Genomic DNA, 18,814 nt, shown 5'->3' with positions numbered 1-18,814 from the left:
AAGCCACTGCTCTTGCTCGACAACCAATGCCACTGACGTTCAGGCGTGACCCGCGTTACCCCTCGAGATCGCCGGGACGGAAAGCGAAAAACCGAATGGAAAGCGCGCGAGCGTCGCGCGCGCCAGTTCTTCGAGCTCGACGCTGTTGAGCTCGACATGAGCCATCAGCCCGCGACCGGCGTCTTCGACGATGCTCACCGCTGCATCGCTGATGCCCGCCTCAACGAGCGCGGATCGCAACGCGTCCGCCATTTCTCGCCATTTCAGCGCCGGCTTGTAGATCTTGCCGACGCCTGTCAGCGGCATCGTATCGATGACGCGGATTGCCTTAGGAAGCGCAGCCCGCTCGCTAATGCAGGCGCGCAGGAATACGGCCAGTTCCGCTTCGGTTGTCGTGACGTCTGGTTTGAGCTGGACATAGGCGACCGGCAACTCCCCCGCATGCGCGTCGGGCCGGCCCACGGCGGCGGCAATCTGAACCGCGGGATGACGATGCAGGGCTTCTTCGATAGCCGCTGGGTCGATATTGTGACCGCCCCGAATGATCAGCTCCTTTTTCCGGCCCGTGAGCCAGAAGTATCCGTCGGCATCACGGCGCCCGAGATCGCCGGTATTGAGCCAACGTTCGCCGTCGCCGAGGTCCATCCAGATCCCACTGTTCTGCTCTGGCCTGGAATATCCAACGAACACATTCGGTCCGGAGATCACCAGTTGGCCGACTTCATCTGCCGCGCAATCTCGTGTATACCGGCCGGCCTCATCGGCCACTACGACCTTCATTGCCTGACCGGGAAGGCAAAGGCCAATCGAGCCCGCCCTGCGTTCACCAAGCGGCGGATTAACGCTGCTCACGCACGCTCCTTCAGTGAGTCCGTAGCCCTCGAGGATTCGAATCCCCGTGCGATGCTCGAAATTGCGAAGCAATTCGACTGGCATCGGCGCGGCGCCGCATAACCCATACTCGAGCGAACCAATATCGTGCTCGCCAATAGGAACCTCGAGCAGTGACCCATAGAGCGTTGGCACCCCGCTGAAGAAATTGATGCGGTAATGTTCAACAATTTCCCAGAAGCGCTTTACAACACCGTCGCCGCGATATCCTTGCGGTGTGCCGAGAACGACATGAGCGCCCCGCGAGAAGGCCAGCAGACCTGTCACCATCACGGCATTCACATGAAATAGCGGCAGTCCGCAAAATATCGTTTTGCCCGGACCGATGCTTTTGCCGAGAAACCGCCCCGTGTTCCACGCATTGGTAACCTCGTTGCGGTGCCGGCGCATCGCGATCTTCGGCAATCCCGTGGTGCCGCCCGTGCAAAAGCAGGACGAAATATCGTCGATCCTCGCCGAGGGCGAGTTGTCGAGCGAGATTCCGGACTCGTTCGCCATCGCGGTGCCAAAATCATGGATCCGGATCTGCGCAGGAACTGCGCTGCGCACGCCGCCTTTGCCATGCAGACTCGCGGTTTCGCCACGTTGTAGTATCCGGGCCGTCAATCCTTTTTCCCCCGGTATTCGGTCGGCCAGATTAACGAGCACGAGATCTTTTATGGCGGGGACATGATGCAACACCGCTTGCGTTTTTTGCCATAGTTCAGTGCCGGGGAACGGCGCGAGCGTTACGAGCACGCTGGCACCTGATGCCTTCAGCAATTCGCCGATGGCTTCGCTTTCAAGCAGTGGATTGATCGCGCAGACAATTCCGACCGCTTCGCCTCCCCAGATCACGAAGTGTGTCTCTGGAAGATTGGGCAGCATATAGGCGATGACAGTGTTCCTTTCCACGCCCAGCCGCGAAAACATGTTTGCGGTGCGCGTGATATCACGCAACAGGTCGCTGTATGTCCAGCACTCCGGGCTCGCATAGTCATCGGCTGTTCGAAAGAAGGAAAGCGCGGGCGCCGATGGATTGATGGCAGCGCCCCTGCAGATCATTTCGTAGGTGCTCGACGGAAGCTCCGGCACTTGTCCCAATGCTTCGATAGCGAGAACATCCTGTCCTTTTGCGGCGTCTTTCATACTGCCTCTTCAACGACGACGTTTTGCTGCACGCCCAGGTTGATTGAGCGGTCGAGGCTGACAATCCATGCCTCGACAACGTCTCCCACCTGAAGATACTGAGGCCTGTCCTCCTGCATCTTCAGGAAAAGCCGCCATTTATCCTCTTCGGACAACTGCGCCGCAGCGCGCAGCTTCTCTGGTGAAGGAATGCTCAGCGCACACCCAGATGGTGTACCGGTTGCAAGGAGGTCACCCGTGCGCAGGTCGTGCACACGGGAAAGCTCAGTCAGAGTCTCTGCCGGGCCATAGACAAGGCCAGCAGTAGTGTCGTTCTGGCGGACGGTTCCGTTGACCGTCAGCGTCAGCACGAGCTCTTTCAGCTTCGGAATGTCATGCTTCTCGAGCAGGCAAAGATAAGGGCCGACAGGGCCAAATGTCCGAAAGCTCTTGCCCTTGTAAAACTGCATCTGCGGAATCTGGATATCACGCGCTGAATAATCGTTGACGATCACAACGCCCGCGATGTACTCGTGCAGGTTTTCCTCGGTGACAGTCTCAGCCGAGGTGATATCGCGTTTGAGCACGAGACCGAGTTCGATCTCATAGTCAAGGAACCGCACCGCGCGTGGTTTCACGATGGCTGAGTCCGCCGCAACGATACAGCTCGGTGCCTTCGTGAAAATCATGTTGAACTTCTTGACGTCCGGGTCCATGCCGGACTCGATCATATGCTGGCGGTAATTCGCGCCCTGGCAGATGAACTGCTGGTCGGCGGTTATGGGCGACAGCCACTGCACCTCCGATTCGGGAATCGATGGACCGCTGAGTATCACGAGCCGCTCCACCGGATTGGCCTCGATGAACGCAGCGGTCGACTCGTACTCGCCTGGAATCGGCGTGATGGCGCCCTCCGCGACCACGCCCCACTGGGCACGGCCATGATGAAGATAATGCAGGACGTGAAGTGCCATTGTTCAATTCTCCGGATCAATAGGGATGCCTGGGTTCAGGCGAAAATCTTCGCCAGCGTTCGCAGCTTGCTCAAAGTCAGGTCAGGGCTGTAACGCAGGTTTCTGAAAAGCACCACAACGCTCGTCGGCGTGAATTTGGGCTTCGTGAAGCTGCGCGGCATGGTCGGCCCCCACTGAGCCATTGCCTCGCGACTCACGGCATGGATTCCCGTTGGCTCATCGGACGTGAACAGGTCGCCGTCGCAGTAGTGTTCGTGCTTGTCGCCCCACGGGTCTTGCCAGTAGTCGAAAATCTGGCTGCCCAGGATATGTCGGCCGATCCCCCACGCGTGCGACCAGCCACTGTCGCGCAAAACGCGCTGGCCCATACCGACCGCGTCCGCGTCGATGAGCTCGTAAGCGCTATGGCTGTAGGTCGCGGCGAATCCCTGAGCAAGCGCTAGCGTGTGATGATCGGCCGGCTTGCTGCCAAGATCGAGACGCATGAATGCGACCGCCGGCGAGCCGTCGGGAAGCACCTGTACGTCGCTCGGGATGAACCCGAAGTGCCGCGTGTACCAGGCACAGGTTTCCTGAAAGTCGGCGAGTTCGAGTACGACATGCCCTAGCCGGATGACCTCTGGAGCGCGCTCGGGCGGTCGCTGCGTATCGTTGACGCGAACGATGGCATCGACGGAATTGAATGGCAACGGCAGGCGGTGCGGCAACGCTGACGCGGGTGCCTGGCCCCATATCGCATCGATAGCGAAACCGGAAGGGTCTGTCAGCCGCACCACGTAGCCGCCGGCCGGTAGCGCGGAGTTTTCTACATCGGACGCGCCCGGCAGCTTCGCCAGCGCATCAAGCTCCTCGCGGCTGTCGACTTGCAGGCCGAACCCCACAAACCGCGCTTTCGGCGCCCTACGCACCACATGACAGAAATGCGAAGCCTCCGTGCCGCGCAGAAGAAGCAGCGCCTCGTCCCGCGATACCGTTTGAAGCCCAAAGTCGTTGAGAAAATGCTCCGCTTGTTCGAGGTCCGGTCGCTCGAATACCAGATAGGCCAATGCGGTCGCTTTTGCCGTCGGATGGGGATGACGAGCGGGCTGTGCAGTAGTCAGTTTCATGTCGGAACCTCACTCGGTCGCAACGGCCGATTCGACTTTGAAACCTGCCGCATTGGCGGCAGGATCGAACGGCAATAGATGCTTCGCCGACGCGCTATCGAAAGCGGGTACGGATGCCCGCATCGGCGCGCGGGCGGCGCAATGCCAACGCCGGGGGGCGGCACCGCTTCTGGCTGCTGTCTCCATGATCACTCCATCGGTTCTGGTCGAATCGGCTCGTCGAGGCCTTTGATGACATTAAACTCATCGCTGATGATTTTGTCAATATAGAGATTCGAATCTATACTGCGCGGTATGTGCAGATCAGGGATCACGATGACCAACACGACAAATCGCCGGGCAGGCAAGCGTTCCACCGTTGCCACGTCCGTCGCCCCCGTACCCGTTGCCGAAGAACGGGAGCCGCGCGGTGCACGTCGCAAGCGTGAGACGCGAACCCGTCTGCTCGACGCTGCTCTCAGGCTGATGGCCGAAAAAGGCATGGAGGGCGTGGCGATCAACGAAATCACGGAGGCCGCTGACGTCGGCTTCGGCTCGTTTTACAACCACTTTGAATCGAAGGAAGCGATCTATGCGACGCTTGTCGACAACGTGTTTGAAGAATTCGCGAACATGCTCGATCGCCTTACAGGCGGCGTTTCCGACCCTGCAGAAGTAGTCGCCGTCTCTGTGCGCCATACGGTCCTTCGGGCGCGGCATGATCCCGTGTGGGGACGTTTTCTGATACGTGAAGGGTTTTCTGCGCGCGCAATGAGCCGCGGACTCGGTCAGCGACTGCTGCGCGACATCGGCAACGGGATTGCGGCGAAGCGGTTCGTCGTGGCGGACCCCTTTATCGGATTTCTCGCAGTGGGCGGCACGGTGCTGTGTGCCATCGCCGCCGAGTTGAACTTCGTCGTGCCGGGCGCCAGCGCGGCGGGCGTGCTGACAGAATTGGGCTTTAGCGGCGAGCATTTTCCCGAGCGCACGGCAGCAATGTTGCTGCAAACGCTCGGACTGAAGCGCGCGGAGGCGGAAAAGATCGCTACCCGTCCATTGCCCACCGTCGAGGAAGCCGTCGATCAGGGCTGAGTTGATAGTGTCCCGGCCGTGGTTGTCGAGCGTCTCGCAGCGATACCTCGCTATTTCGCGAAGCGCTGAGCATATGAGCCGGATCGCATTCTGCGTCGACGGAAAAATCAGCGAGGCATCCTGCAGATAACGCAAAGGGATGGTTTCCCCGCCGTTCGCACCCACTCATTCCTCAAAGCACGTAACCGCCCTTTTCGCGCAGTGTGCAATTGCGGACAGGACAGTGCTGTCCTCCCCGCTCCGCGCAAGGCTTCCTCATATTTGAACCGATTGCTCGGCGCCGGTCCGGCCCGACTGTCCTCGCCACTGTCACGAACACCCGGTCATCGCGCCGCGGCTGCGCTCTGCGGGGTGGCGGGCAACTCGCCCATCGACTGAAACAGCGCCGCCGTATCGCTCATGCGCTGACCGGCTGCGCGCACGGCGGCAATCTGCGCGTTCAGGTAACGCGACTCGCTCGCCTGTCGTGCCGTCGAAGGCAGCGAGCCCATGCGGTGTCGCGACGCCGTGTCCTCGAATGCCGCGCGAGCGGCGTCCGCGGCTTCGTCCGACGAAGCGAGCATCTGCGCGTCGTTATCCAGCGCGGCCAGCGAATTCGCCACATCCTGGAAAGCGGACAGCACCGTCGCCTTATAGTGCAGCACGGCAGCGTCGTAGGCGTCGACCGACGCGCGACGCTGAGCGAACAGCGCGCCGCCATGGAAGATTGGCTGCGACAGGCCGGCGCCGATCGCCCACAGTGCGCCCGCGCCCGAGGTCACCGCCGGCCAGCTGAAGCCGCCTCGTCCCATCGAGCCCGTCAGTGACAGGCTCGGGAACATTTGCGCGGTCGCGGCGCCGACATCCGCGGCGGCGGCCTTCACGGCGGCGTCGGCTGCCTCGATGTCCGGGCGCGAGCGCAGCAGATCCGACGGCACGGCCACGGGCACGTGCTCCGGCAGCGACAGGCTATCGAGTTCCGGCACGCTCGGCGCGTTATCCGGCGTGCGCCCCATCAGCACGGCCAGCGCGTGGATAGAGGACGCGCGTTGCTGACGTAGCGACGGCAACGTCGCCGCGATGTCAGCAGCGCCCTGTTTCGACTCAAGCGCCTGTGCGCGTGAGACAGAGCCGAGCGTGTAGCGCTGCTGATCCTCATTTGCAGCATCGTTCGACACCGCAACGAGCCGTTCGGTAAGCGCGATCTGCCGATCGAGCGCCGCCAAATTGATCGCAGTACCGACGATGTTCGCGGCGAGCGCCCGACGCGACGCCTCCAGTTCGAACGCCTGCACGTTCACACGCGCCGCGCTCGCCGAATTCATGTAGCGCGTCTGGCCGAACAGGTCGAACGTGTAATGGGTGAAGATCTGCCCAGCAAAAAAGTTGTATTGCACCTGCTCGGGTCCAAGCCCCGGAACGATAGGCGTACGCGCGCGCTCGACCTGCGCGGCGCCGTCGATCGACGGCAGCGTCGATGCGCCGATCTGTGCGCGCAGTTGCTCGCGCGCTGACGCGAGCGTGCGCTGTGTCGCGGCGAGTGTCGGACTGTTGCGCAAGCCTTCGTCCACGAAGGCGTCGAGCGCATCTGAGCGGTAAAGCCGCCACCATTGCGGCATGGGAGCCGCGCCGACATCGAATGTCTGCGCAACGCCACCCGCAGCCACCGTTTTCGATGACTGCGCCTCAGCGCCATAGTGCGCGGGCGACGGCATGGCTGGCGGCTCGCCGCTCGGCCCGAACGAGCACGCGGACAGGGCGAGTGCCGCTGCCGCGGCCGCCACGGATGTCTTGCAGGTAAAGCTCATGATCAAACCTCCGTATGCTCGACGACGACTGGTTGCGCGTCGCGCTCGTCACGCCGGACCCTGAAGCAGGTCGCGTAGAGCGCCGGCAGGAAGAACACCGTCAGAACTGTGGCGATGGTGATGCCGCCCATCAGCGCGGTTGCCATCGGGCCAAAGAAGCCCGAGCGAAGCAGTGGAATCAGCGCGAGCACGGCAGCGGCGGCCGTCAGCATGATGGGCCGGAACCGCCGCACGGTCGCGCCGATGATCGCGTCGAAGCGCGGCTGCCCCGCTGCGATGTCCTGGTCGATCTGGTCCACCAGAATCACGGAGTTGCGCATGATGATGCCGAACATCGCGATCACGCCCAGCAACGCGACGAAGCCGAACGGCTTGCCGAACAGCAGCAGCGCGGCCACCACGCCGATCAAGCCAAGCGGCGCGGTCAGCACGACGATGAAGGTTCTTGCGAAGTTTTTCAGCTGGATCATCAGCAACGTCAGCACCGCGATGATCATCAACGGCATTTCCGCGTTGATCGATGTCTGGCCCTTGACGCTCTCTTCCACCGCGCCGCCTACCTCGATCCGGTAACCGACGGGTAATCTGGCGCGCGCAACGGTGAGTGCATGCTCGATGTCGCGCGTCACGTCGATGCCCTGCGCGTCGCCGCGCACGTCGGCCTGCACGGTAATGGTCGGCTGACGGTCGCGCTCCCAGATGACCCCGTATTCCAGCGTGTCGCGGACGTGTCCCAGCGAGCCGAGCGGCACTGGGCCGTTGGGCGTGGGGATCGCCAGGCTCGTGAGCTTTGCGGGATCGACCCGCTCGTTCTTCGGCGCGCGCAGGTCGACGTTGATCAGCTTGTCGCGTTCGCGGTACTGCGTGACCGTGTAGCCGGAAAGCGTCATCGCGAGGAAGCTGGAGACGTCCTGCGAGGTGACGCCAAGCTGGCGTGCCCGATTCTGATCGATCTCGAATGACATTGAACGCTCTGCTGGCTCGTCCCAGTCGAACTGGACGTTACGCGTGCGCGGGTCGGCACGGACCTGCTCCGCCACCGTATCCGCGATCGAGCGCACCGTCGCAATGTCGTCGCCGCTGACGCGGAACTTGATCGGGAAGCCCACGGGCGGACCGTTTTCGAGTCGCGCGACACGCGTACGTACGCCAGAGAAGTCTTTCTCGAGTTTCGCGTCGAGCCAGTGCATCAACTCCTCGCGCGTCTCGACGTCCTTCGCGGTGATGACGAACTGCGCGAAGTTGGGCTGTTGCAGCTGTTGATCGAGCGGCAGATAGAAGCGCGGCGCCCCCGTCCCCACGAAGTCGACGTAATGTTCGATCTCTGACTTGCCGTCCAGCACCTTTTCGAGCCGCTTCGCTTCACGCAGCGTCGCCTCGAACGAAGCGCCTTCCGGCAGCCTCAGGTCGACCAGCAGTTCGGGGCGCTCCGAGTTCGGAAAGAACTGCTGCGGCACGCGGGTGAACACCGCCATTGCGATCGCGAACAGCACGGCGGTGACGCCTAGCACCACCCAGCGCCGGTCGATACACCACGTGACCCAGCCCGACAGGCGCCGGTAGAAACCCGTGTTGTAGACATCGTGCTCGTGCGCGTGAGCCGCTCCCTCGTGACCTTTGCGTTCTGGCAGCATATGAAAGCCGAGCAGCGGCACCAGCACGACCGCCGCGAACCACGAGACGATCAGTGCGATCGCCGACACCTCGAAGATCGAGCGCGTGTACTCGCCCGTGCTCGATTTGGCGAGCGCGATTGGCAGAAAGCCAGCGACCGTCACTAGCGTTCCCGTCAACATCGGAAAGGCCGTGCTCGTATAGGCGAAGGCAGCAGCACGCATGCGGCTCCAGCCCTGTTCGAGCTTCACCGCCATCATTTCGACGGCGATGATCGCGTCGTCGACGAGCAGACCGAGCGCCAGCACGAGCGTGCCGAGCGACACCTTGTCCAGGCCAATGCCGAACAGATGCATGCACAGCGCGGTCATCGCCAGCACGATCGGAATCGTGATCACGACGACCATGCCGGTTCTCAGCCCCAGCGAAACGAGGCTGACGACAAGCACGATCGCCACCGCTTCACCGACCGAGCGCACGAACTCGTTGACCGAGTGCTTGACCGCATGGGGCATGCTCGAGACCGGCGCGAGCCTGAGACCCGCGGGAAGCGTCGCCTGCAGTTCGGCGGTCTTTGCGTCGAGCGCCTTGCCGAGGTCGATGACGTCACCGCCCTTTTGCATCGTCACGCCGATGCCGAGCACCGCCTGGCCGCCGGCACGCATTTGCGTGACAGGCGGATCATCGTAGCCACGTTTGATGGCCGCGATGTCGCCGAGGCGGAATGTGCGCTTGTTGACCGTTAGCAGCATGTCCGCGAGCGCCTGCTCGTCCTTGAACGCGCCGCTCGGGCGCACGAACACGCGGTCATCCGCCGTCGTGATGGTACCGACGGGGGCAACGGCATTCTGCGCGTCGATGGCCTGAGCCAATTGCTGCGGCGAAATCGACAGCCGCGTCAGTTGCGCGTTCGAGATCTCGACAAAGATGTGCTGATCGGGGTCGCCAAAGTAGTCGACCTTCGCGACGCCGGGTACGCGCAGCAGCACCGTGCGAAGTTTGTCCGCGTAGTCGTGCAGTTGCGCGGGAGAAAAGCCATCGCCTTCGAGCGCGTAGATGTTCGTGTAGACGTCGCCGAACTCGTCGTTGAAGAACGGGCCAATTGTTCCTTTCGGAAGCGTCGCCGCGATGTCGCCGATTTTTTTACGGACCTGATACCACGTCTCGGGCACATCCTTGACGGGCGCAGAATCTTTCATTGCGAAGAAGATCATCGACTCGCCGGGCCGCGAGTAGCTCTTGATGTTGTCGACATAGGGCGCAGCCTGCAATTGACGGCCGATGCGGTCAGTGATCTGCTCCTGCACTTCGCGCGCAGTCGCGCCCGGCCAGTAAGACTTGATGACCATGGTGCGGAACGTGAATGGCGGATCTTCCGACTGCGCGAGATGCGTATAGCCGATCACACCAAATAGCGTGGCGAGGCCGATCAGAAAGATCACGAGCTGCTGGTGCCGCAACGCCCAGGCTGAAAGATTGAAACCGGTTCCGCTCGCGCCTGTCTCGTTCGAGGCACTTACGGGCGCGCTGTCGCGCGCATTTTGCTGGTCACGCGCGTTCATGACGGAAAGTCCTCCGGATGTAGCGGAGGCACCATCTGCACGTGTTGGCCCGAACTCACCGCATGCACGCCTTGCAGTACGACGCGGTCGCCATCGTGCAGACCGGCAGCGATCGACACCGTGCGTTCGCCGTATTGCGCGATCGTTACCGGGCGCAGTTCGAGCGCGTCGCTACCGTTACGGACTACCCACACGGCAGGCTTTTCACCTTGGTGAAAAAGCGCTGTCACCGGCAGCGTAAAGGCCCTACCAGTGCCGCTCTCGCGTGCGTCCTGGAACGCAACGTTGGCCGTCATGCCCAGACGCACTTCGGCAGTGGGTGCGGTCAATGTCAGCTTGACCCGCCATGTGCGGCTTTCCGGATCTGCGGCGGCGGACACCTCGCGCACGGACGCATCGAATGACTTGCCGGGCAGCGCCGACAACGAGACGCTCGCCTTACTGCCGACTCTCAGCGCGTTCACCGTGTTTTCCGACGCGTCGCAGACGATGTCGACGTCGCCCGTCCAGGCGAGGTGGTACACGGCTTGGGTGGCCTGCACGTTCTGGCCAGTATCGGCATCTTCCGACGTGACGACCCCGTCGTGCTCGGCAGTGAGCGTTGCATAGCGGAGATGATCCGTCGCAAGTGCCATCTGTGCGAGAGCGGAATTGCGCTGTGCGAGCGCGGAAGCGTAGGCGTCCTGGGTCTGCTCCAGCTGCGCGGTTGCGATCAGGTTCGCACGGGCCTGCGCCTCGTCACGATCGAGCTGCTGCTTCGCGAACACGAGACGATGCTCGGCAGCGTCGAGTTGCGCGCGCGCGTTGACGAGATTGTTTTGCAGATCGGTCGGATCGAGGAGCGCAACGATTTGTCCCGCCTTCACGGTGTCGCCGATACGCACGCGCCGTTCAATCACTTTGCCGCCGACCCGAAACGACAGAGGCGTGGAATAGCGCGCCTGCACCTGCGCCGGCAACGATGCGTCCGCCGTTCGTCCATCGGGATGAACCACGCGCGCCACCACGGGCTTTGGCTGCGGCACGAGCGCTTCGCGCTGATGGCATGCGCTAAGGAAAAATGCGCTGCACACCATGATGACAACGGGTATCCGGTGCGTTGGCCGGAACAGGGAAGGAAACGAGGAGCGCGCCCGTTTCAGCGCGACAGGACCGGAATGTTTCACGATGTTTACAAGGCAGGTGATGAATCCAGGAAGAAAAGTGACTCGCGCCGACGGGAGCCGTGGTGTGCGTGAGAAGCACGCCTTGTCACCAGCGCAAAAGTCGGAATGCCATCCGATGCGTTACTGATCCGCTTACAACGCTACTGAACGTTGTTCCGAAGCGTTGCGGCGCGTCATCGCGACCGCCAGGCTGCACCTGGCAGCGGGACAGCAGCACCGGATAGTCGCGTCGGCTCATGCCCCCGCGCCCTATGTGCACGGGACCCTACGAATCGCGATCCCAGTGCCTGAAGCGCATCAAAGACGATTGCGCTGCGTCCCGCTGCTGCGACGCTAACCGCATGAGGTGACATTAAACCCATGTTTGATACTATTGTCAATCATGACACATAAATCTAAAATCTGATGCAACAGAGAATCGGGAGGCAACGTGCCAGATGTCCATAACAAGCGTGCAAGCGGTCGGTCGGCGGCGGTCGATGCGCAGATCGCAAGCCGTGAGCCGGTGCTTGGGCAATCGCCCCGTTTAGCCCGACGCAAGCACGAGACTCGAGTCCGGTTGCTGAACGCCACCTTCCGACTAGTGACGGAAAAAGGAATGGACAGCGTCACGATCGGCGAGATCACGAATGCCGCCGACGTGGGTTTCGGGTCTTTCTACAACTACTTCGAATCAAAGGAAGTCATCCTCGCAGCGCTCGTGGACTGGCTCTTCGAAGACTTCGCGAACAGGCTTGACGGAGTCACCACCGGATTGGCCGACCCGGCGGAAGTGATCGCCGTGTCAGTGCGCCATACGCTCCTGCGTGCCTGCCGCGAGCCGGTCTGGGGACAATTCTTGATACGCGAGGGGCTATCTACGCGTGCGTTAAGCACGGGTCTCGGTCAGCGGTTGCTGCGAGATGCGGCGATAGGAATTTCACGAAAGCGCTTCATGATCGCGGATGAGTTGATTTGCGTCGTTTCCGCAATTGGCACTGTGATCGCAGGAGTCGCTGCTGAGCTTGATATGTCAGCATCATCGATGCGGACGGTTCGCCCGCGGAAGGTGTTACGGTCCAGAGTTGACAGGTTTGCCGAACGTACAGCGGCCATCGTCCTGCAGGGGTTTGGCCTCAAACGGCTGGAGGCAGAAAAGATCGCCCGGCGTCCGCTGCCCGCGGCGCCAGAGGATGTAGCCGGCTGAAGTGGAATAGTGCTGCGCCCGGCCGCGAGCGGACAGATTGAGTACGGGCGTCGACCGCTAGGCGTTCCGTCTGCCTGCAGTGCGTATTAGATATCTCGATTCTGTCGGGAGGCGTCCATAGGGAGGCCGCTCGCGCACCCACACTCCGGTTGCCTTGCCGAAACGTGCCGTCCAAGGGCGCGTGGCCGCTACGTGGTCACGCCTGGTAAAACGCACTTGTCAGATAACGGCGACGCAGTTCCCGCAAAGCCGAAGCAAAGACGGCGCTCGCAGGTAGCGCAAGCAGAACACCGAAGAAACCGAAAAGCTTCCCAAAAGCCAATAACGAGAAAATGACCGCCAGCGGATGCAAACCGATACGCTCGCCGACGAGCCGCGGCGTAAGAATAGCGCTTTCGAGAATCTGCCCGACTCCATACACGATAATCACCGCACCGAGGCCATACAAGTCGTGAAATTGCAGCAATGCAGCCAGCAGCGCCATCGTCAGCGCCGTCGCGAATCCGACGTAGGGGATAAAAACGGCAAACGCCGTCAAAAGACCGATCGGCAGCGCGATGGCCAGTCCGGCGAGCGCCAGTGCAACGGGGTAAAACGCTGCGAGTATCGCGACGACAAGCAGTTGCCCCCGCAGATATTGCGACATCATGTGATCGATCTCTGCGACGAAGACGCGCGTCCTTCCTAGCCAGCGCCGCGGCACGAAGCTTTCCAGGCGGGCGAAAGCCTCATGCCTGTCGTAGAGCAAATAAAAGAGCACGAGTGGCACCAGCACTGCATTCCCCACGACAGTGATCATTACATTGCCGCTTGTACCAAGGTACCGCCAAAGGGTGAGAGCAGCGCCCTGCTCGCTTGCGATCAGATGTGCCGCAACCCAATCACGGACACTCGCCAGATCGAGCGAGTAGGTGATTCCCAACCATGCGAGCCGCGGTTTGAGAATGACCTCCAGCTTCGCCGCAAGCGATGGAACCTGTCTTGCGAATTCAGGCACTTCCTCCTGGATGACCAGGAATGCAAGCAAAGCGACCGACGTGATCACCAACGCGAATAGAGAAATCATCAGAAGCGCAGCAAGTCCTCTTGGCGTGCGATGACGTGCAAGCCATTCGACGCCTGGCTGCAGGATGTACGCGATCATTGCTCCGAGAAGAAACGGCGTCAGCACGGCGCGCAGGCTCCAGAGAAGAATGCCGGCCGATAAGGCGACGGCTCCCCAAATGAGCGATTGGCGATGGTAGTTGGTCATGGGTGCACCTTCGGCTGTTCATCACATGGTTGTTCCGATCGCAAGCAGCGGCCTCGGGGATGATGTCCGCGCATCATGGTGCACGGTACACGGCGGTGTGAACGATGCGCTCAATTGTCGGGAACAGTGAGACGGCAAGACGACAGGATGCCTGATCGAACCTAATTGATTCACGCTCGGGACGTCGCGTGATTCGCTTCGAACGACCACTTAACCGATGGTGCGGGCGTTGGACACCCGTAGTTGCGCAGCAACAGCGGCGATCCCCGCTGTTGCGAACGCGATCGTCGCTTCGATTGCGCCATCGATAACTTACCGTTTGCCGTTGTATCGGGCACATGGAGTGCCGGCTGGGCACTTCCAACGCAAAACAACCCGCATAGTTGATATTATGATCATTTATGGTAACTAAGTCAACTTCGAATCGCTTGCTGGCCGGTGACCCTATTAAGTCTGCGCTCCCAATCCGCAACTGTCATCCTGGCAGCAATTGTTTTTGGCTGGCGCGCCGGAACGACGAAGCTCAAGGAATATCGCCGACCGCGGCGCTGCTGATCCCTCGCATCATGGTCGACGAATGAACCGGCCCGGTCGGGCCGTGGCGACACGCTGACCATACTTGCGGAGCGATCGTCGCGTCGAACCTGCAATGCGCGAACGTGCGAGTCACCTTCAATGTCCTCAGAAAATGTTTCGCCGATGAGGGACCACCTGCCGCCCGGCACCACACGCGTCGGCCCGACGACATGGACGTCGAAATTTCCACGTCAGTCACCAGTTCGCGGTAAAGGAGGGGGGCGGCCGGGTCGCAATCGCGGGCGATGCCGCCCATATCCATTCGCCCGTCCGCGCGGGGGATGAACCTCGGCATCGAGGACACCAGGGGCTTCGCGCACTGCGCAGCCGACTTTCTGGCGAACCAGCCGGGGCGCCTCGAGGACCACGGGCGGCTTCGCCACGCCGTACATGAAAAGGTCGTGAGCCACATCAGGCTCCTGATGGAACTCGCGCGCGACCGGCCGAAGCTCGTCGGCCTCCTGCGCGACAACCTGATACCGGGGCTCACGAAGTTTGGTCCGTCGGCGCACGCCGTGGTGGCGTTGCTGACCGGGCTCGATCCCGACGTGCGCCTGCACTGAGCGGCGTGGAAATGGGAGAACTGGATGGCGAACCATAAGCGGACGCCTCTGTTCTCTCTCGAACAAGTCGCAGCCATGATCGAACGAGCCTTGCACGTGGCTGAGTTTGAATCACGGCAAACGAGGTATGACGGTGTCGGAAAACTCGCCCTGGTCACACAGGATTGCTGCCCGCGCTGAACGCAGCCCGAACTTCGTTCACCGTCTGTTCAGGCGCTTGCAGATGCGGAAAGTGGCCGAGTTCAGGGAGGACCGAAAGCTTCAGACCGCTACGGTCGGCGTACTCAACGCCCATTTCCTTCTTGATGTAGATATCCTGCTCGCCCCACACCACCTTAACGCGGACCTTCAGCTTGGCCATATTGGCTTCGAAGTAGTCCTGGTCGCGGGTGAAGCAGGAGTAGTAATGGAAGAAGGCGTCTGCCGACGTGACATCACCGTCCCACCCTTTCGCCATATCGTCCCTGAACTCCTCGGGCAACGCGTAGCGCTCCTCCGCTGACATGCCGCGGAAGAATGTGTTTGCCAGGATTTCGTCACGGTTCCTGTTCATCGCGGCACGCACGGCGTCGGACGAAGGCTTTGACTTCAGGCCCTGCAGGCTTTCGTACATGTACTGGGGGCGGTTGAACGGGGCAAAGTCGCCCACAATGATCTCCCTGGCGATATCGGGTTGCTCCAATGCCGCCAGCAGCGCAGGCAGGGCCCCGATATCGGTTGCATAGATCACCAGCTTCGAACTGTCGATGCCGGACGCCCGGATATAGTCAGCCAGCACACGCGCATAATCCTTCGGCGCGTAGCCGAAGCGATCAGCGCCGGGACGCGAAGACTGCCCGTAGCCAGGCCAGTCGAACGCATGCACCTCGTAGTCGCTGGACAGGGATTCGGCAATCGGTTTCCACGCATACATCGTCTCCGGGAAGCCGTGCAGGAACAGCACCGTACCTTTTGGATGCGCAGGCCGATAGACCATATGACGCAGCCTGATGTCGGGATTGATCTGCAACTCGCCGACTTCAACTTTCGGCGCCGACGAGGGTGATGCCGGCACAACCTGGCATGCGGAAACGCCGACAGCTACTGCGGGGAAGACCGTCGCCTTCGTTACTAGTTTGAACATGATCGTCACTCTCGTTTAGTGCGAAATTGCGCCAGCCAAAGGCGCTTCGTTGCTTCGGAATTCCTCGGGGCGCCCCAAGGCGGCGGCGCAGCAGCCCTGTACGCTCCAGCGCTTTCTACTGGGGCGAAGGCGGATTCAAAAGCTTGCCCAATGGCTTTAATGGGCCTATTGGGAACAGCGAGAATGTCATCAAGTGCGCTTTCCCCAATGGAAGTGCCTCGAGCATTTCATCCGCTTGACTCACGTCGGTAACGTTCAAAATGAACGCCACCCCAGCCCGGTCTTGCAGTGAATACCACTGATCAATCCTGCCCTCCAGGTAGAGTTGCGCCGTCTCGCGAGCTTCGGACGGAAGAATGTGTTGGACAAGCTGCATGTCCGTGCCCGGCGGAAAGGTGCCAATCGCCAGTATCTTCGTGGTCGGCGTGGATGGCATCGGAGTGGTGTGCGCCATGGAAACTCCAGCGGAAGCGATCAGCACAGTGGCTGTCGTCGAATTAAGAAGAAGCCGTTTCATCGCACGGCATCGAACACCGTCTATGAATGCGGTTTTCAGCCGCTCGATCAGACCGGTCGTGCGATAGCGTTCGCGTACGTCATCATGAGCATCTGTCATCGAGAAGTGGCTCCAGTGCAACCGTCCTCGTGTGAGGCCGGGCTCGATACCGTATTCAGTGCCGCCGCTTCAGGTCCGCTCAGATAGCGATCCCGGAAGCGCTCGTCGACCCGCTCCCACATCAGTTTCGAAAACAGCAGCACCGCATTGAGCGGGCGATGACTAATGACCACGGACTCCGTCTCGCCTTGCTCGTTCATGTGGGCGACGACCACCGTCTCGATCGGCACGCCCTGGATCTGCGAGCGATAGGACTCCATATACAAACCATCGCCAATCGCGCCCTTGTAGCTGTGTTGCTGGAATTCGTAGAGCGAGACCGCGTGTTTGATCACGGAGAGAATATCGGCCCGTCCTTCGATCGGACGCTTCAGCACGGAGGCCTCAAGCGTCGCGTTTTCAGCGAGGTTCGTCAGCCAGAGCGGCGGACCGCCTGCGGGTGCCATAACGGGGGCTGTGTCGTTGAATTTCATGCTGGGCGCTCCAGGGATGATTTGCTCGCGATGCCTGCGCTGGCGGCATCGAGCGCGGCTTCGAGCGTGATGCGCGCTTTTTCGAGGCGGCGTCGCGCAAGCCGTGCAACGCCTGCGCCGCGCTCCGACTCGCCCGCCAGCAGCGCATGAATATCGGGCAGCATCCAGATCGCACCGCGCGTGCCCCAGGCGCCATCGGGTATCTCGGTTGGGAAGACCCAGACGCGCGGCGCGACGTCGTCGAACGGCCGGTTCTCCGCGCGCGCCACCGCTTCCGTGACCTGCCTGACGAGGAAGCGCCGCGATTCGTCGGTGTATTGCCCCTCGGGTGCGGACGGGATGATCCGGTAGCGGATCGTGTTCGTGCGTTCACCTCCGACGTAGATCGCAGCAGGCCGATGAAGATGGAATACAGTGACACGCTGTGCGATCTCACTGGCGGGATCGTACCCTTCGGCCCTGATGAGGATATCGGTCAGTTCCTTGACGAGGCGGGCTTCGGCCTCGGGCGTCAAGGCGTCCTCGGGCCACAGTGCGTCGATCATCGGCATGGTGCTGCTCCTGCGTTCAGTTAATTGGATGTGGCCATGATCAGGGTTTACTCGCGTGGCCAGAAGTGGCAGGATCGCCATTATTCGTGGAGTTTCGGACACGTTTATGGCTATCATCCGCATCTGGGTCTATGACGGAATCCTCGCGTCCGGCGTCGCGGGGCCTGTTGACGTCTTCAGCGCCGCTAATCAGTTCCATGCACGCGGGGCTGCAGCGGGCACAACGTCCACACCCATGTTCGTGTGGCGCGTGGAATCGCTCGACGGGCGTCCCGTTACGGCTGCATCGGGTCAAACCATTCAGGTCGACGGAAAGATCGACCCGCGCAAACGGGCAGACGCCGTCTTGCTGACGGCACCGTTTTTCTCGAACATCGACGAGTTCATCGGGCGCCGCGAGCAGTTGAACGAACTGTCTGCCGCGCTGCGGCGCCAACGCAAGGCAGGCGCTGTTCTGGCGGCTTATTGCACGGCGAATTACCTGCTCGCCGAGGCCGGCCTGCTGGATGGCCGCGCCGCAACGACGCACTGGGCGAGAGCGTCGGACTTCGCGCGCCACTATCCGCGCGTCGAAGTTCGCGCAAACGAACTGCTGATCGCGCAAGACGGCATCATCTCGGGGGGCTCCGTGACCTCGTATCTGAATCTCGCTGTGCGCCTCGTCGAAACATTCGCCGGCGAAGAACTCGCTTCGATGACCGCGAAGGCGCTATTGATCGACATGAACCGGACGTCGCAGGCTTCCTTCGCAACGCTTCTCGACGAACATGGACATACCGACACGCTCGTCGCGCGCGCCCAGCAGCAGATGGAAGCTACACTGCAGCAAGGATTCCGGTTGAGCGATCTGGCGGCATCGCTTGCTGTCAGCGAACGCACGCTCAATCGCCGTTTCAAGGAAGCCGTCGGGCTGGCTCCGTTGACGTATTTGCAAAACCTGCGTATCGAGGTCGCGAAACGCCTACTGGAAACGCGCCCAATTGGACTCGAGGCGGTAAGCCAACGTGTCGGCTATGGCGATATCAGCACATTTCGACAACTGTTCAAGCGCAAGACCGGATTGTCTCCAGGCGAATATCGAATGCGGTCTTCGCGTGGCGCGAAGAATAGGGAAGCCGATCCGGATAGCAAAGGCGGCTGACCCGTCATCACGTCACGCCACCCAGGTGGTCACTCCCCCTCTCGCCCCCATCCCG

General features: G+C 61.3%; 16 protein-coding genes and 1 pseudogene. 5 read left to right on the top strand and 12 right to left on the bottom strand.

The window, feature by feature from the left end:
- Positions 1-39 precede the first annotated feature (39 nt).
- The 4 genes from VSR82_RS21185 to VSR82_RS21170 all read right to left on the bottom strand — a co-directional run bounded on the left by VSR82_RS21185 (position 40) and on the right by VSR82_RS21170 (position 4,443).
- The gene (locus VSR82_RS21185; protein WP_429462875.1) at positions 40-2,019 is read right to left on the bottom strand and encodes an acyl-CoA synthetase; all 1,980 of its coding nucleotides are present in this window, start codon (positions 2,017-2,019) and stop codon (positions 40-42) included.
- Complete coding sequence (locus VSR82_RS21180; RefSeq protein WP_498858038.1) at positions 2,016-2,972, bottom strand: fumarylacetoacetate hydrolase family protein; 957 nt, start codon at positions 2,970-2,972, stop codon at positions 2,016-2,018. Before VSR82_RS21180 ends, VSR82_RS21185 begins: the two co-directional genes overlap by 4 nt.
- A gap of 35 nt (positions 2,973-3,007) precedes the next feature.
- A complete protein-coding gene (locus VSR82_RS21175) occupies positions 3,008-4,078 on the bottom strand; it encodes a VOC family protein (protein WP_429462877.1) in 1,071 nt (356 codons plus the stop codon).
- A 188-nt stretch (positions 4,079-4,266) separates the two neighbouring features.
- Positions 4,267-4,443, bottom strand: coding sequence for a hypothetical protein (locus tag VSR82_RS21170; protein WP_429463702.1), 177 nt, complete (start codon positions 4,441-4,443; stop codon positions 4,267-4,269).
- Between VSR82_RS21170 and VSR82_RS21165 the strand changes: the two genes are divergently transcribed.
- Positions 4,394-5,149 carry a TetR/AcrR family transcriptional regulator gene (locus VSR82_RS21165; protein ID WP_368585051.1) on the top strand — a complete coding sequence of 252 codons (756 nt, stop codon included), beginning with the start codon at positions 4,394-4,396 and terminating at the stop codon, positions 5,147-5,149. The genes VSR82_RS21170 and VSR82_RS21165 overlap by 50 nt on opposite strands.
- A 323-nt stretch (positions 5,150-5,472) precedes the next feature.
- On the opposite strand, the gene VSR82_RS21160 is transcribed toward VSR82_RS21165, so the two are convergent.
- From VSR82_RS21160 to VSR82_RS21150, 3 genes are read right to left on the bottom strand one after another with little or no spacing between them, the layout of a single operon-like run.
- Positions 5,473-6,936 (bottom strand): efflux transporter outer membrane subunit, encoded by a 1,464-nt coding sequence (locus tag VSR82_RS21160; RefSeq protein WP_429462878.1) that lies wholly within the window; start codon positions 6,934-6,936, stop codon positions 5,473-5,475.
- Positions 6,937-6,938: 2 nt separating this feature from the next.
- Positions 6,939-10,112 (bottom strand): efflux RND transporter permease subunit, encoded by a 3,174-nt coding sequence (locus tag VSR82_RS21155; RefSeq protein WP_498858037.1) that lies wholly within the window; start codon positions 10,110-10,112, stop codon positions 6,939-6,941.
- Positions 10,109-11,188, bottom strand: coding sequence for an efflux RND transporter periplasmic adaptor subunit (locus VSR82_RS21150; protein ID WP_368585055.1), 1,080 nt, complete (start codon positions 11,186-11,188; stop codon positions 10,109-10,111). Before VSR82_RS21150 ends, VSR82_RS21155 begins: the two co-directional genes overlap by 4 nt.
- 520 nt (positions 11,189-11,708) lie before the next feature.
- Here VSR82_RS21150 and VSR82_RS21145 point away from each other — a divergent pair.
- Positions 11,709-12,464 carry a TetR/AcrR family transcriptional regulator gene (locus VSR82_RS21145; RefSeq protein WP_429462880.1) on the top strand — a complete coding sequence of 252 codons (756 nt, stop codon included), beginning with the start codon at positions 11,709-11,711 and terminating at the stop codon, positions 12,462-12,464.
- Positions 12,465-12,660: 196 nt separating this feature from the next.
- Here VSR82_RS21145 and VSR82_RS21140 read toward each other — a convergent pair whose 3' ends face one another.
- Positions 12,661-13,716, bottom strand: a complete 1,056-nt coding sequence (locus tag VSR82_RS21140; protein ID WP_429462881.1) for an AI-2E family transporter — start codon at positions 13,714-13,716, stop codon at positions 12,661-12,663.
- Positions 13,717-14,470: 754 nt separating this feature from the next.
- On the opposite strand from VSR82_RS21140, the pseudogene VSR82_RS21135 reads away from it, so the two are divergent.
- Positions 14,471-14,557, top strand: a pseudogene (locus VSR82_RS21135) (hypothetical protein); the annotation flags it as partial.
- A gap of 16 nt (positions 14,558-14,573) precedes the next feature.
- On the top strand, positions 14,574-14,855 hold the full coding sequence (locus tag VSR82_RS21130) for a hypothetical protein (RefSeq protein ID WP_410852019.1): 282 nt from the start codon (positions 14,574-14,576) through the stop codon (positions 14,853-14,855).
- 154 nt (positions 14,856-15,009) lie between these two features.
- On the opposite strand, the gene VSR82_RS21125 is transcribed toward VSR82_RS21130, so the two are convergent.
- From VSR82_RS21125 to VSR82_RS21110, 4 genes are all read right to left on the bottom strand, one after another.
- Positions 15,010-15,978 (bottom strand): alpha/beta fold hydrolase, encoded by a 969-nt coding sequence (locus VSR82_RS21125; RefSeq protein WP_429462882.1) that lies wholly within the window; start codon positions 15,976-15,978, stop codon positions 15,010-15,012.
- A gap of 115 nt (positions 15,979-16,093) precedes the next feature.
- Positions 16,094-16,594, bottom strand: coding sequence for a hypothetical protein (locus tag VSR82_RS21120; protein WP_368585060.1), 501 nt, complete (start codon positions 16,592-16,594; stop codon positions 16,094-16,096).
- Entirely contained in the window at positions 16,591-17,067 is a 477-nt protein-coding gene (locus VSR82_RS21115) for a hypothetical protein (protein ID WP_429462883.1), read from the bottom strand. The genes VSR82_RS21120 and VSR82_RS21115 overlap by 4 nt, the downstream gene beginning before the upstream one ends.
- Positions 17,064-17,618, bottom strand: a complete 555-nt coding sequence (locus tag VSR82_RS21110) for a tautomerase family protein (protein WP_368585062.1) — start codon at positions 17,616-17,618, stop codon at positions 17,064-17,066. Before VSR82_RS21110 ends, VSR82_RS21115 begins: the two co-directional genes overlap by 4 nt.
- Before the next feature lie 106 nt (positions 17,619-17,724).
- Here VSR82_RS21110 and VSR82_RS21105 point away from each other — a divergent pair, with 106 nt between their 5' ends.
- Positions 17,725-18,759, top strand: a complete 1,035-nt coding sequence (locus VSR82_RS21105) for a GlxA family transcriptional regulator (protein WP_429463648.1) — start codon at positions 17,725-17,727, stop codon at positions 18,757-18,759.
- Positions 18,760-18,814 lie beyond the last annotated feature (55 nt).

The sequence above is a fragment of the Burkholderia sp. JPY481 genome, from assembly GCF_038900515.1.
GTDB classification, from domain to species: Bacteria; Pseudomonadota; Gammaproteobacteria; order Burkholderiales; family Burkholderiaceae; genus Paraburkholderia; species Paraburkholderia youngii.
The sequence above is the reverse complement of the archived record's forward strand: the minus strand, read 5'-3'. Positions and strand labels throughout refer to the sequence as shown.

Bases quoted from the DNA above. Each gene is read 5' to 3' on its own strand.
- VSR82_RS21185 (WP_429462875.1), bottom strand. From the start codon at position 2,019: ATGAAAGACGCCGCAAAAGGACAGGATGTTCTCGCTATCGAAGCATTG.
- VSR82_RS21180 (WP_498858038.1), bottom strand. From the start codon at position 2,972: ATGGCACTTCACGTCCTGCATTATCTTCATCATGGCCGTGCCCAGTGG.
- VSR82_RS21175 (WP_429462877.1), bottom strand. From the start codon at position 4,078: ATGAAACTGACTACTGCACAGCCCGCTCGTCATCCCCATCCGACGGCA.
- VSR82_RS21165 (WP_368585051.1), top strand. From the start codon at position 4,394: ATGACCAACACGACAAATCGCCGGGCAGGCAAGCGTTCCACCGTTGCC.
- VSR82_RS21160 (WP_429462878.1), bottom strand. From the start codon at position 6,936: ATGAGCTTTACCTGCAAGACATCCGTGGCGGCCGCGGCAGCGGCACTC.
- VSR82_RS21155 (WP_498858037.1), bottom strand. From the start codon at position 10,112: ATGAACGCGCGTGACCAGCAAAATGCGCGCGACAGCGCGCCCGTAAGT.
- VSR82_RS21150 (WP_368585055.1), bottom strand. From the start codon at position 11,188: ATGGTGTGCAGCGCATTTTTCCTTAGCGCATGCCATCAGCGCGAAGCG.
- VSR82_RS21140 (WP_429462881.1), bottom strand. From the start codon at position 13,716: ATGACCAACTACCATCGCCAATCGCTCATTTGGGGAGCCGTCGCCTTA.
- VSR82_RS21130 (WP_410852019.1), top strand. From the start codon at position 14,574: ATGAACCTCGGCATCGAGGACACCAGGGGCTTCGCGCACTGCGCAGCC.
- VSR82_RS21125 (WP_429462882.1), bottom strand. From the start codon at position 15,978: ATGTTCAAACTAGTAACGAAGGCGACGGTCTTCCCCGCAGTAGCTGTC.
- VSR82_RS21120 (WP_368585060.1), bottom strand. From the start codon at position 16,594: ATGACAGATGCTCATGATGACGTACGCGAACGCTATCGCACGACCGGT.
- VSR82_RS21115 (WP_429462883.1), bottom strand. From the start codon at position 17,067: ATGAAATTCAACGACACAGCCCCCGTTATGGCACCCGCAGGCGGTCCG.
- VSR82_RS21110 (WP_368585062.1), bottom strand. From the start codon at position 17,618: ATGCCGATGATCGACGCACTGTGGCCCGAGGACGCCTTGACGCCCGAG.
- VSR82_RS21105 (WP_429463648.1), top strand. From the start codon at position 17,725: ATGGCTATCATCCGCATCTGGGTCTATGACGGAATCCTCGCGTCCGGC.